At 69.0% G+C, this 13,269-nt stretch carries 9 protein-coding genes; 4 read left to right on the forward strand and 5 right to left on the reverse strand.

What is annotated here, in order from left to right:
- Position 1 precedes the first annotated feature (1 nt).
- Together LC452_RS16925 and LC452_RS16930 are read right to left on the reverse strand one after the other, a co-directional pair.
- On the reverse strand, positions 2–883 hold the full coding sequence (locus LC452_RS16925; RefSeq protein WP_136056194.1) for a carbohydrate ABC transporter permease: 882 nt from the start codon (positions 881–883) through the stop codon (positions 2–4).
- Positions 884–947: 64 nt separating this feature from the next.
- Positions 948–2,285, reverse strand: a complete 1,338-nt coding sequence (locus tag LC452_RS16930; protein ID WP_223627358.1) for an ABC transporter substrate-binding protein — start codon at positions 2,283–2,285, stop codon at positions 948–950.
- A 210-nt stretch (positions 2,286–2,495) separates the two neighbouring features.
- Here LC452_RS16930 and LC452_RS16935 point away from each other — a divergent pair, with 210 nt between their 5' ends.
- The 3 genes from LC452_RS16935 to LC452_RS16945 are packed head-to-tail and all read left to right on the forward strand — an operon-like array spanning position 2,496 to position 7,017.
- Positions 2,496–4,487 carry a glycoside hydrolase family 127 protein gene (locus tag LC452_RS16935; protein WP_223627360.1) on the forward strand — a complete coding sequence of 664 codons (1,992 nt, stop codon included), beginning with the start codon at positions 2,496–2,498 and terminating at the stop codon, positions 4,485–4,487.
- A gap of 5 nt (positions 4,488–4,492) precedes the next feature.
- Complete coding sequence (locus LC452_RS16940) at positions 4,493–5,749, forward strand: RuBisCO large subunit C-terminal-like domain-containing protein (RefSeq protein WP_223627362.1); 1,257 nt, start codon at positions 4,493–4,495, stop codon at positions 5,747–5,749.
- An 8-nt stretch (positions 5,750–5,757) separates the two neighbouring features.
- The gene (locus LC452_RS16945) at positions 5,758–7,017 is read left to right on the forward strand and encodes a four-carbon acid sugar kinase family protein (protein ID WP_223627364.1); all 1,260 of its coding nucleotides are present in this window, start codon (positions 5,758–5,760) and stop codon (positions 7,015–7,017) included.
- Positions 7,018–7,032: 15 nt separating this feature from the next.
- On the opposite strand, the gene LC452_RS16950 is transcribed toward LC452_RS16945, so the two are convergent.
- The 3 genes from LC452_RS16950 to LC452_RS16960 form a co-directional block, all read right to left on the reverse strand.
- The gene (locus tag LC452_RS16950) at positions 7,033–8,274 is read right to left on the reverse strand and encodes a Fic family protein (protein ID WP_223627366.1); all 1,242 of its coding nucleotides are present in this window, start codon (positions 8,272–8,274) and stop codon (positions 7,033–7,035) included.
- A 117-nt stretch (positions 8,275–8,391) separates the two neighbouring features.
- A complete protein-coding gene (locus LC452_RS16955) occupies positions 8,392–11,388 on the reverse strand; it encodes a glycoside hydrolase family 2 TIM barrel-domain containing protein (protein ID WP_223627367.1) in 2,997 nt (998 codons plus the stop codon).
- Positions 11,385–12,308, reverse strand: a complete 924-nt coding sequence (locus tag LC452_RS16960; protein ID WP_223627369.1) for an aldo/keto reductase — start codon at positions 12,306–12,308, stop codon at positions 11,385–11,387. The genes LC452_RS16955 and LC452_RS16960 overlap by 4 nt, the downstream gene beginning before the upstream one ends.
- A gap of 76 nt (positions 12,309–12,384) precedes the next feature.
- Between LC452_RS16960 and LC452_RS16965 the strand changes: the two genes are divergently transcribed.
- Positions 12,385–13,269, forward strand: coding sequence for an SMP-30/gluconolactonase/LRE family protein (locus tag LC452_RS16965; RefSeq protein WP_223627371.1), 885 nt, complete (start codon positions 12,385–12,387; stop codon positions 13,267–13,269).

Below are 13,269 nucleotides of genomic sequence, written 5' to 3' on the forward strand. Positions count from 1 at the left end.
ATCAGACCTCCGCCTTGCGTCGCTGCGATCGGAAGATCGCGAGGGTGAAGACCAGGCAGAGCACCGTGAGCACGAGAGCGATGGTCGAGCCGTAGCCGTACTCGGCGTACTCGAACGACGTGCGGTACATGTACAGGGTCAGCGGGGCGGTCGAGGTTCCGGGCTGACCGTTGTTCAGCGCCAGGAGGCTGTCGAACACCTTGAGCGTGGAGTTCAGACTGAAGATGATCGACGACAGCAGGATCGGCAGCGACAGCGGCAGGATGATGTTCTTCACCAGTCGCAGACCGTTCGCCCCGTCGAGTCGAGCGGATTCGATGATCTCCTCGGGGATGTCGAGCAGACCGGCGTAGAGCAGCACCGCGTAGAAGCCCATCGAGCTCCACAGCGTCATGACGATCGCGGTCGCCATCGTGCCCGCCGTCGATGCGAGCACCTCGACGCTCTCACCGCCGAAGAAGTTGATGATGTCGTTGACCGGCCCCTGGTTGTCGCCGACCGCGACGAAGCTCTTGAACAGCAGAGCGACGGCGACGGTGGGGAGGATGGCCGGGAAGAAGACGATCGTGCGCACGATGGAGGAGCCCTTGCGCAGCACGAACACGTAGAGGAGCGCGAGACCGTACCCGAGGGCGACCTGGCCGATCGTCGCGACGATGGCGAAGAACACGCTGACGCCGAGCGACTGCAGGGCCGCCTTGTCGGTGAAGAACGTCGTGAAGTTCTCGATGCCGACGAAGTCGAACCCGCGCAGCGTGTTCCCCTCGAAGAACGACAGGCCGAACGACCACAGCACCGGCACGATCTTCAGCAGCGTGTACAGCAGAAGGGCGGGGCCGAGGAGGATGAAGATCGTCTTGCGATCTCCGAAGATCGAGTTCATTCGCTCGGTCCTTTCTCGGAAGAAGCCGACTCCTCACCCGGGCGGTGAGGAGTCGGCTTCGGGGTCAGCGGTTGGCGTCGATGCTGTCCTGCAGTGCCGCCATGTAGTCCTCCGCCGACATCTGGCCGGTGGTGAGGAGGGTGGCGTTGGTCGACGCGAGCGAGTTGCTCTTCGGGTCCATCAGCGCCTCGAACCACAGTACGGTCTCGTCGATGCCGGAGATGCGCTCCTGGATGTCGAGCGTGTTCTGGCTGATGTCGGTGACCTCGCCGTTGACGGCGAAGCCCGAGATCGAGCCGGTGTCCTGCAGGGCCTGCTGGCCGTAGTTCTCGGAGATGCAGGCGACCCAGTCCTTGACCTTGGGGCCGAACTGCCCGGCGGCGATGATCATCGGCGCTCCGGCGTTCGCGGGGTACTGGTCGATCGAGCCCTTGCCGCCGTCGACGGCCGGGAACGGCATGAAGCCGACGTTCTCGCCGCCGATCTGGTTGCGCTCCGGGTCGTTGATGGCGCTGAGCAGCCAGGTGCCGTCGTAGGCCATGCCGGCCTTGCCGGTCAGGAACAGGTTCGACGTGGCGTCGGCGTCGCGGGTCGAGAAGCCGTCTCCGAAGTAGCCCTTCGCGGCGTACTCGGCGATCGCCTCGGCACCGGCGACGTATTCAGGGTCGGTCAGCTTCGCGTCGCCGTCGGCGACGGCCTGCATGGCCTCGGGACCGACGTTGCGGAAGATGTACATGCCCAGCAGTCGGGTGAGCGGGAAGCCCGCGGCGCCGGCCTGCGCCATGGCGGTGTAGCCGGCGTCCTGCAGCTCCTGCGACGCCTCGGCGAGCTCGTCCCAGGTCTGCGGCTCTTCGAGGCCGAGCTCTTCGAAGATCTGCTTGTTGTAGAAGATGCCCTCGATGTTGTACTGGTACGGCAGCGAGACGAAGCCGCCGTACACCTGCTCGACGGTGGATGCCGCGGCGGGCAGCACGTTGTCCCAGGCGTCCTTCTCTTCGAGCGCCGCCTTCAGGTCGCCGACCATTCCTGCGGCGCCCAGGTCGCCGTCGGGGCGGATGAGCGCGGTGCCGGCGATGGTGTGCGTGGGCAGGGCGTCCTGGCTGGCGAGCAGCGTGATGCGCTGCACGGTGTCGGCCTGGGCGATCTTCTGGTGCTCGATGGGGAGCGCCTCGTTCTCGGCCTTGCACTGGTCGGCGGCGAGAGCGTCGAGCGTCGGGCCGATGACCGTGTTCTCGTTCGCGGTCATGACGGTGAACGCCTCGGGGTCGGTGCCGCCGTCGGACGAGCCACCACCACCGCCGGCGTTGTCACCGGTACCGCCGCACGCCGCGAGCGGCAGTGCCGCAGCGACGACGATTCCGAGCGCGAGCCACTTGCGGCCGCGGGTGCTGTGGATGTTCATGACGTCCTCCTTGACGAAGTGCAGGGCGATGCGGGTATGACACGAGAATAGAATCGTTTCAATGGTGTGTCAACAATCAGTATTGAAAGTTTATTCACACGGGCCGCATTTCCACGCTAACATGCATGATCATGCAGTCCTGCGATCTCCGACAGGGTGCATGATCTGACTGCAGGAACTGATGGCAGCCGCCTCGGAAGGAAGAACGTCATGTCGACGACGAACACTCTGCGCGCATCGAGCCCGCTGCGGCCGCTCGGCGCAGAGAACGCCCGCTGGACCCACGGCTTCTGGGGCGGCATCCACGATCGCACCCGTGACGTCACGGTTCCGCAGATCTGGTCGTCGCTCAGCGATCCGTCCGTCAGCCCGGGGCTCGCGAACTTCCGCATCGCCGCGGGTCTCGAAGAGGGGGAGCACCTCGGCCCCTCCTTCATGGACGGCGACTTCTACAAGTGGCTCGAGGCCGCGATCGCCAGCCTCGAAACCGACCCCGACGACGATCTCGCCCAGCGCATCGAAGACATCGCCGCGCTGATCGCCTCCGTGCAGCGCCCCGACGGCTACCTGCACACCCCGACGCTCATCGCCGACCGCAACGACGTCGACGTCGCCGCCCTCGCCGATCGCTTCCACTTCGAGACCTACAACCTCGGCCATCTGATCACCGCCGGCGTGCGGCACCACGAAGTCACCGGCTCCGAGACGCTGCTCGACGTGGCCCGCAAAGCCGCCGGCTTCCTCGAGGACCTCGCCACGAACAAGCCGATGGAGCTGGCCCGCAGCGCCATCTGCCCCTCGCACTACATGGCGGTCATCGAGCTGTACCGGGTCACCCAGGAGGAGCGCTACCTGCGCCTCGCCGAGGCGTTCGTGCGCGTGCGCGACGACTTCGAGGGCGGCGACGACAATCAGGACCGCGTGCCGGTCCGCGAGCAGACGGTCGTCGCGGGTCATGCCGTGCGCGCCAACTACCTGTACGCCGGCCTCGCCGACCTCGTTCTCGAAACCGGCGATGCCGAGCTCGAAGGCGTGCTGGAGCGGCTGTGGCAGGACGTCGTCGACACCAAGCTCTACATCACCGGCGGATGCGGGGCCCTCTACGACGGCGCCTCCCCCGACGCGTCACCGTGGCAGCGCGACATCAGCCGCGTGCACCAGGCCTACGGCCGCGCGTACCAGCTGCCGCACACCACCGCCCACAACGAGTCGTGCGCCAACATCGGCATGATCTTCTGGAGCGAGCGCATGCTCGCCCTCACCCGAGACGCGAAGTACGCGGACGTCATCGAGCAGGTCGCGTACAACACGCTGCTCGCCAGCATCAGCCTGGCCGGCTCCGAGTACTTCTATACGAACGCGCTGCGCCAGGTGCGCGATCTCCCGTACCCGCTGCGGCGCCCGGGCGACACGGCGATCCACCCGACTCCTCCGCCGCCTCCCTCCGACGAGCGGCTGCGCGAGGGCTACCTCGCCTGCTTCTGCTGCCCGCCGAACATCGCGCGCACGCTGGCCCGCTTCCACGAACGCGCCGCCGCTCTCGGAGACGACGGGCTCTACGTGCACCAGTACGGCGGCAGCGAGCTGAACGTGTCGACCGACGACGGCCGGACCCTCGCCCTGCGCGAGGACAGCGACTACCCCTGGAGCGAGACGCTCACCTTCACGGTGACCGCGGCATCGGGCGGCGGCATCCCGCTGCATCTCCGCATCCCCGGGTGGAGCGAGGGCGCGACCGCGACGGTCGACGGCGAGGTCGTCGAGGTCTCGGCACCGGGCACGTACACGCGCATCGACCGCGACTGGGCCGAGGGCGACGTCGTGGTGCTGACGCTGCCGATGCCGGTGCGGATGCTGCGCGGACACCGCCTCGCCGAGGAGACGGCCAATCAGGTCGCCGTGCGCCGAGGACCTGTCGTCTATGCGCTGGAGAGCGCCGACCTGCCCGACGGCGTCGTGCTCGAGCAGGCCGCGCTGCGCCGCGGCGCGGAGCTCGCACCCGTCGAGACCGAGGTCGCCGGCCACCGTGTCGTCGCTCTCGACACCGAGATCACGGTGCTCCCGACGACGGCGGAGGATGCGCTCTACGACCTGCTCGGCGAGGCCGAGGTGACCACGGCCACCGCCCGTCTCGTGCCCTATTACACGTGGGGCAACCGCGGCGCGGGCGAGATGTCCGTGTGGCTCCCGCTGGTCTGGTGATCGGGATGAGCGCACAGCACGTCATCGCGACGTACATCATCGAGACCTCCCTCCCCCTGCTGCATGCGGCCGAGGTGCTGGCGGGCGAGCAGTCCACCGGCACCTTCGTGCGGGTGCAGCGCGAGTCCGACGATGTGCGGGCGCGCTTCGCCGCACAGGTGGAGTCCATCCAGGAGATCCCCCTCACGGGCGCCTCCCGTCTGCCCGGCGCGGTCGGCGATCCGGCCGACCGACGCAGGGCCGTGCTGCGGCTGCGCTTCCCGCTCGACAACTTCGGGCCCTCGCTCCCCAACCTGCTCGCGGCTGTCGCCGGGAACCTCTTCGAGATCAAAGAGCTCTCCGCCGTGCGCCTGATCGACCTCGACCTGCCGGCCGCGTTCGCCGAGCGCTACCAGGGCCCTCGCTTCGGCGTCGCCGGCACCCGGCGGCTCATGGGCGCATCGGACGGCGCGATGATCGGCACGATCATCAAGCCCAGCATCGGCCTGGCGCCGTCCGAGCTCGCGGAGGTCGTCGGAGAGCTCGCCGAGGCGGGCATCGACTTCATCAAGGACGACGAGCTGCAGGGCAACGGTCCGTCCTCACCGCTGTCCGCGCGCGTCGACGCCGTCATGCCGGTGCTGCACCGCTACGCCGATCGCACCGGTCGGATGCCGATGTACGCGTTCAATATCACCGACGACATCGGCCGACTCGAGGCGAACCACGACCTGGTCGTCGCCGCAGGGGGCACCTGCGTGATGGCCTGCGTGAACCTCGTCGGACTCGCGGGGCTCGAGCTCCTCAGCACGCACACGGCCGTGCCGATCCACGGGCATCGCACGATGTTCGGCGCGATCGGCCGGTCGGAGCAGGTCGGGATAGGCTTTCGCGCGTGGCAGAAGCTCGCCCGCCTCTCGGGCGCCGATCATCTGCACACCAACGGCATCAGCAACAAGTTCTACGAGACGGACGACGAGGTGCTCGACTCCATCGCCGCGGTCCGCGAACCGCTCCTCGGCATCAACTCGACCGTTCCCGTGCTCTCCAGCGGGCAGTGGGGCGGACTGGCGCACGCGACCTACCGCGCTGTCGGCACGACCGATCTGCTCGTGCTCGCCGGCGGCGGCATCCACGGTCACCCCGACGGCGCTGCAGCCGGCGTGAGCAGCATGCGTGACGCCTGGGCATCCGCCGCCCGCGGCGAGTCGGTGCACGAGGCCGTCGAGCGGTCGGATGCGCTGCGACGGGCGACCGAGGTGTTCGGCCCCGTCCGTGCCTGAGATCCGCCATGTCTGAGATCCGCGCGGCCTTCTACGGCGACGACTTCACCGGGAGCGTCGACGCGCTGCTGCAGTTCGCCCGCCGCGGCTGGTCGGGCAGGCTGTTCACCACCCTGCCCACAGCGGGCGCGTTGCGTGCGGCGGCAGAGGCCGTCGACGTGGTCGGCATCGCCGGTATCGCCCGTTCGCTGTCGCCGGAGCAGATGGATGCCGAGGTGATCCCGGCGCTGCAGGCCCTGGTCTCGACCGGCGCGCCGATCGTGCAGTACAAGGCGTGCTCGACCGCCGACTCCGCCCCGGAGATCGGCAGCCTCGGGCGCGTGATCGAGATCGGGAGGGATGTCGTCGCGTCACGTCCGGTGCCGATGCTGTTCGCCCAGCCGGACTTCGGTCGCTACACGCTCTTCGGCACCCACTTCGCTTCGGAGAACGGCATCGTCCACCGTCTCGACCGGCAGCCGACCATGTCGACGCACCCGTCGACGCCCATGACGGAGGCGGATCTCGCCGTTCACATCGGCCGCCAGACCTCCCTCCCCGTCGGCGCGGTGCCGCTGACCGCCTACGACTCGCTCACCGAGCGACTCCGCGGTGCCGACGAGGCCGCGGTCGTGCTCGATGCCGTGTCGGACGACGACCTGCTGACGGTCGGTGCGGCACTCCACGACCTGCCCGCCCCCGTGTTCGCCATCGGCTCCGGCGGCCTGTCGCATGGCCTCGCCGTGGCATCGCCGGGTGCGGCATCCGCTGTTCCGACAGCCACTCCGGCAGCCGGGCCCGTCCTGGTCGTCTCGGGCAGTCGCTCGCCGCAGACGCGTCGTCAGGCGGAAGCCGCTGCCGTCGCGGGCTGGCTGGTGCGCCCGCTGCCCCTCGCCGCCGACGATCTCGCCGACGCGACCGAGGCCGCCCTCGGCGCACTGACCTCGGGGCGCAGCGTCGTCTTCACCTCGGCCGACGCCGACACGTCGTCGGTCGGCGACCGTTCCGTGCTCGAAGAGATCGCGGAGGCCGCGGGCGCGCTGGTGCTTGCGGCTGCGCGAGCGGGTGCGGCGCGCCGTGTCATCGTCTGCGGCGGCGACACCTCGAGTCGTATCACGCGTCTACTCGGCATCGAGGCGCTGTCGATCGCGGCGAACCCCTGGGGGAACGTCGTGCTGCTGCGTCCGCACGCCGCCGACGCCGATGTCGGCGCTCTCGAGCTGCTGCTCAAGGGCGGCCAGGTCGGCGCCGACACCCTCTTCCTCGACGTCGCCGCCCTCGACGCCTGAGCCTCCGGCACCCGCTCACCCTCGCGGGATCATCCGACGGATCTGGGCGGCGTACTCGTCGAGGACTCGGAGAATCCCTCGGTGCTCCCAGACCCGATTTCTTCCTCGACCGGTCGTCTCGGCGAGCACACCGCGTTCGACCAGTGAATCCAGCGCGCGCAGGGCAGCCATCTCGCCGAAGCCGAGCACGTCCGTGACATACGACGTGTTCACGGCCGGTTGTCCGATGAGCGCAGGGAGCAGCTTCCACGCCGCGGCGTCGGCACGGATGCCCCGCATCCGTGACCGGGACTCGTCCAACTCGGTGACGAGATCATCGACGAGCTGGACGCCCGTCGTCGCGGCGATGCGGCTCGCCGCGGCGAACTCGCGGATGATCGGACCCGCATCTCCCTCACGGAACGATGTGAGTGCCGCGAAGTAGCGACCCGTGTCGACAAGAAGCCCCGCAGAGATCGGAACCGCGGTCGAGCCGACGAGTCCCTTGTTGCGCAGGATCGATTGTGCGAGAGCCCGGCCGGTCCGCCCGTTGCCATCGACGAACGGATGAATGGTCTCGAACTGCGCATGCGCGACGGCGACCTGCGCCAGCACGGAGAGGTCCTGCCTCTTGATGAAACGGATCAGGTCAGCCATCGCGGCAGGAATCCGGTTCTGGTGAGGAGCCACGAACTCGGCCAGACGCGGGCCCGCGTTCCCCGCGCCGATCCAGACCTGCTCCTGACGGTACCGGCCCGCCTCCTGCTCGGATCCTGCCTGATGCCGCAGGAGCGCCGCGTGCATCTGGAGAATGGAATCCTCCGTGATGTCTGCCGAGAGCGCCAGCGCCGCTTCCATCGCACGGACATTGCCGATGACGGTGAGCGCGTTGCTCTTCGCGCCCTCGTCGATCTCCGCGAGGGCGAGCTGCTTCGCCGACGTCGTCAGTTGCTCGATCTGCGAGCTCGACGCCGATTCGGTGCGGAGCAGCACCGCGGACATGGGGCCCAGCACAGGACTGCCCGTGCCGAGCCGCCGCTGCGCATGGTCATCGAAGGCGACCAACCGCCGGGTCGCATCTTCGATATCGGCTGCGTCCTCGGCGTTGACCGGGGCGTTCCACTCGGCTATCCCGACAGTGACCGTCGCTTCGTACGGCCCGGTCTGTCGTTCGACCTCGGCCCGCGAGTACATCTCGGGCGCGCGCGGAATCCACGGGAGAGTTTCGTGCGCGACAGCCTCGATGGGGATGCGCATATTCGGTGAAGCCGTGGACATGCTTCGATCTTACCAACACTTAGATGCTTAAATGTTGGTAAGACCGAGTCATACTAACACTTAGGGGCTTAAGTGTTGGTAAGACCGGGCCATACCAACGTATAGCCGTCATCCGATTCAGCGGACGGAGAGCCGCACGCTCCAGGCCGTGTGCTCGCGCGGCACCCGGTACTGCTCGGGGAGCGCCGGACCGACGGATGCCGAGCCGATGCCCTGCTGCCGGTGATCGAGGTTCAGCCACACCCGGTCGCCGGCGACGAGGTCGGTCGGACGACGCGCCTCCTCGAGCTGCTCCGACGTCCATCGCCGCGCGGTGAAATCGAACGGCTCACCGTCGACATGGAGGGTCGGCATCCCTTCGCCCGTGACCTCGAGCCACCGCGTCTGCGTGTGGTTGCCGTTCTCCTCCGGGATCGGGTACGGCGTCTGCAGCGCGTCGATCGTGCTCTCGAAGCGCCCGACACGGGCTCCCTCGACCGAGTCCACGTACGTCTCGCCGGGACCGCGGCCGAACCAGGTCACGCGATCGGCAGCGGCGGGCAGGCCGAAGCGGAGTCCCAGGCGAGGCACCCAGATGTCGCGGTGCTTGAAGGGCGTGTCGGCCCACGGACCCATGAAGTCGACGGCCGTGTCCAGGCGCAGCCCATCGCCGTCCGGCTGCCACGTCATCGTCCAGGTCACGCCGTGCGGGTGGGTGCGCGGTGCGGTCCGTCCGCGCACGACCAGACGCTCGCCGTCGAGGTCCACGTCATCGATGCGGTGCCGCAGCCGGTGCAGGCCCGTGGCGCGCCAGATCGCGGCGATGTTGTTGTTGTCGCCCTGTCCGCGGTCGTTCTCCGTCGGCGCCCGATGCAGGTCGATCCAGGGTCCGTCGACGGGCAGCTCGCCGAGCCGCAGAAGACGGCCGGTGTCCGCGTCGAACGCGGCCGCCCCTACCCGGATGACGTCACCGGCGACCTCGGACACCGCGCCGGCACCCGGAACCTCGCGCGAGCCGCGCTCCTCGGGCTCCGCAACGCGCTGCGCCCACGCGATCACGTGCCCTTCCGGAGCCCACAGCGTCTCGGCCTCGAGCGTCGCCTCGACCGTCAGCACCGCGTCGGTGCCGCGCAGAGCGGATGCCGCGGCATCCGGGATCGCGATCTCCACGCGCTCTCCGCGGGCGATCGTCGACACCTCGAGCACGCCGCTCGCGACCTGCTCCCCGTCGGCCTCGACCGACCAGCGGAATCGGAGATCCGAGGTGTCCGCGGTGTGCCGCGCGTTCGCGATGCGCACCCGCTCGGGGGAGACCTCGATGTCGATCACCTCGTGCGCCTTGGCGAGCTCCGCCAGCGACGGCTTCGGCGTGCGGTCGCTGAAGAGCAGTCCGTCGAGCGAGAATCGTCCGCCGCGGGGTTCGTAGTCGATGTCCTCGCTCTGCAGGATGAACGGTCGTCCTTCCGCGTCCACGTCGTTGATGCCGTGGTCGATCCACTCCCAGACGAACCCGCCGCACAGACGGTCGTACGAGCGGAACACACGCCAGTAGTCCTGCAGCCCGCCCGGACCGTTGCCCATCGCGTGGGCGTACTCGACCAGCAGGAACGGCAGCCCGCGACGGCGGGTCTCCTCGGCTTCCGTCACACCGGGTGGAAGCGGTTCGTCGGCCCCGCCGAACACCATGCCGTGCATGCTCAGCCGACCGCCGCGCGGTTCCTCGTGCCGCCCGATGCTCTCCAGCAGCTCCAGCGACGGATACATCAGCGAGTAGAAGTCCGAGTCGCGGTAGCTGGGGTCGCGCTCGTACAGCACCACGCGCGACGGGTCGCGGTCGTCGAGCCAGCGCCGCATCTCGGTGAAGCCGTCGCCCGACATGCTCTCGTTGGCCAGCGACCAGACCACGATGCTGGGGTGGTTCTTGTCGCGCTCGACCGTGCGGCGGAGGCGATCCATGATCGACTCGCGCCATTCGGGCAGCGCGGGCGGGTTGTGCTCCCACCCCTCGTAGATGAAGCCGTGGGTCTCGAGGTCGACCTCGAGCACGACCCACAGTCCGTACTCGTCGCACAGGCGCAGGAACTCGGGATGCGGCGGGTAGTGGCTCGTGCGCACGGAGTCGATGTTCGCGCGCTTCATCATGACGATGTCCTGGATCATCGTCTCGCGGTCGAGCGTGCGCCCGGTGTCGGGGTGGTGCTCGTGCCGGTTCACGCCGCGGAAGGTGAGCGCGCTCCCGTTGGCCCGCAGCACCCCGTCGATGATCTCGACCCGGCGGAAGCCGATCGCGAGCTCGACCGTCTCTCCCGCCGCACGCAGCGTCCCGCGATAGAGGCGCGGGATGTCGGCGCTCCACGGCTCCACCGCGATCGTGGCCGTCTGACCGGCCGGCATCGAGATGCCCAGCTCCGGGATCTCGACGACAGCGTCGATGGACGCGTCGACGCGCAGGGTGCCCATGCCTGCGACGTGGTCGTAGTCGGCGTGCACGAAGTGATCGTCGATGGCGCCGGACGGCCGCGCGAGCAGCTCGACATCGCGGAAGATGCCGGGCAGCCACCACATGTCCTGGTCCTCGAGGTAGGTCCCGGCCGACCAGCGGTGCACGCGCACCGCCAGCACGTTCCGGCCCGCGCGGACGGGGGCGTCGAACTCGAACGGCAGGCGACTGCCCATCGACCAGCCGAGCTCCTTCCCGTTCAGCCAGACCTTCGCGCACGAGTCCACACCCTGGAAACGCAGGACCGCGGCGCCGAAGTCGGCCGGCACGTCGAAGACGAGGCGGTAGTCGCCCGTCGGGTTCTCGGTCGACACGTACGGCGGATCGAGCGGGATGGGATAGGCCGTGTTCGTGTACAGCGGCCCTTCCTCGGTGCCGAGCATGCGGCGCGCTGCGCCTCCGGCCAGCGGTGTGAACTCCTCGAGCACCCAGTGCGATGGGACGCGCATCTCGTCCCACCCGGAGTCGTCGAAGTCCGAGGCGAGAAAGCCGTCGCCCGATCCGGCGGCGGTCGGGGAGAGCCGGAAGCGCCAGGTGCCGTTGAGGCTCTGCACGGCGGCATCGCTCACGGCATCCGCCCGCGGCGAGCGCCGACCGGCACCCGGCAGGGTGCTCTCCCAGTAGCGACCGGTCATTCGTCGTCTCCGTAGCCGCTGTCATCGATGGGGGAAGGCGCGGGTCCGAGCGCGTCGAGCTCCGTCCACACCGCGTCGGGGATCACCGTCGCGGCGAGCTGCTCGAGGGCGTCCAGCCGCCCGGGCGACGAGACGCCGACCACCGTGCCGTCGATGGTGTCGGCGCGCAGCGACAGACTCAGCGCGACGGCCGGCAGCGTCACCGCGTGACGCGCGCAGACGGCCTCGGCCTGCGCGGTCCAGGTGAGGAGCTCTGCGGATGCCGGCCTGTACTGGTAGCGCGCGCCGTCGCGCGGACCGCGGGCGAGCAGATCGCCGCCGAAGGGTGCCGCGTTGAACACGCGCATGCCGCGGTCGCTCGCGTCGCGGAAGAGCGACGCGGCGCTGCGATCGACGAGCGTGTAGCGGTTATGGCAGAGCACCGCGTCGAAGAGGTCGCTGTCGACGTAGCGCTGCAGCAGCGGCACGGGACCGGCCGCGATGCCGATCGCCGCGGCGACCCCTTCCTCGCGCAACCGCACCAGGGCCGAGACCGCTCCACCGGGAGCGAGGGCCTCGCGGACCGTGAGCACGTAGGGATCATGCAGGTGCAGCAGCGAGACCTGTTCGACACCGAGGCGTCCTAGACTCTCCTCGACCGAGCGCAGCACGCGGTCGGCATCGAAGCGACCGGTCTCCGGATCCCGGTCGACCTTCGTGAGGATCCTGCCGGCCGCCGGGGCTCGCTCTTCGGGAGCCAGCGCCGAAAGCGCCCGCCCGAGGACGCGCTCGGATGCTCCGCCGGAGTAGATGTTGGAGGTGTCGATGAAGTGCTCGCTGCGCAGGAGCGCCGTGGCGGTGTCGACCGCGGCTTCCTCGTCGCCGGAGCCGAGACCCGAGGTGCCGAGCACCAGAGTCGTCGGCCGCTGCCGGGAAGTCATCGTGGGAACCCCTCACCGCGAGTGCTACGGTCGGATCTGAACCGAATGATGCAAGTTTATTCATAGGAGAATCTGCATGTCAACGGAAGCGGCATCCACGCTGATCGCCCCCGGAGCCGTTCTGGAGCGCCTCGCAGACGGTGCCGACTGGAGCGAGGGTCCCGTGTGGCTGCCCGACAGCCGGCGCGTGCGCTGGAGCGACATCCCGAACGACCGCATCCTCGAATGGGATGCCGCCAGCGGCGAGGTGACGACCTTCCGGCAGCCCGCCGAGTACACGAACGGAAGGGCCGTCGATCTCGAGGGCCGCGTGATCCAGTGCAGTCATGGGCGTCGCGCGATCGAGCGCGAGGGCGCGGACGGACCCGAGATCGTGGTCGACCGCTGGAGCGGCGGCCGGTTCAACTCCCCCAACGATCTCGCCGTGGCATCCGACGGAGCGATCTGGTTCACCGATCCCCCGTACGGCATCCACCCGAGCGGACGCGAAGGGCACCCCGGCACGTCCGACTACGACGCGTGCTTCGTGTTCCGCAGGGATCCGGTCACCGGGGAAGCGTCGCCGGTCGTCACGACCATGGTGCACCCGAACGGCATCGGGTTCTCCCCCGACGGCTCACGGCTGTACGTCTCCGACACGGGCTTCTACGCCGACCATCCCGAGGCGCAGCAGATCCGCGTGTTCGAGGTCGATGGGGCGACAGTCCTCGGCGACGGCCAGGAGTTCGCCAAGCCGCCGGTCGGCGCCTCCGACGGGTTCGCGATCGACCGCGAGGGCCGGGTGTGGACCTCGGCCGGCGACGGCATCTACGTCTACGCACCCGACGGCGCCCTGCTCGAGCACATCCCCGTTCCGGAGACGGTGTCGAACTGCACGTTCGGCGGCGAGGACGGACACGACCTGTTCCTCACGGCCACGACGAGCCTCTACCGGATCCGCACGACGACGACCGCGGCGTGA

It is taken from the genome of Microbacterium sp. EST19A (genome assembly GCF_019969685.1).
Classification (GTDB): Bacteria; Actinomycetota; Actinomycetes; order Actinomycetales; family Microbacteriaceae; genus Microbacterium.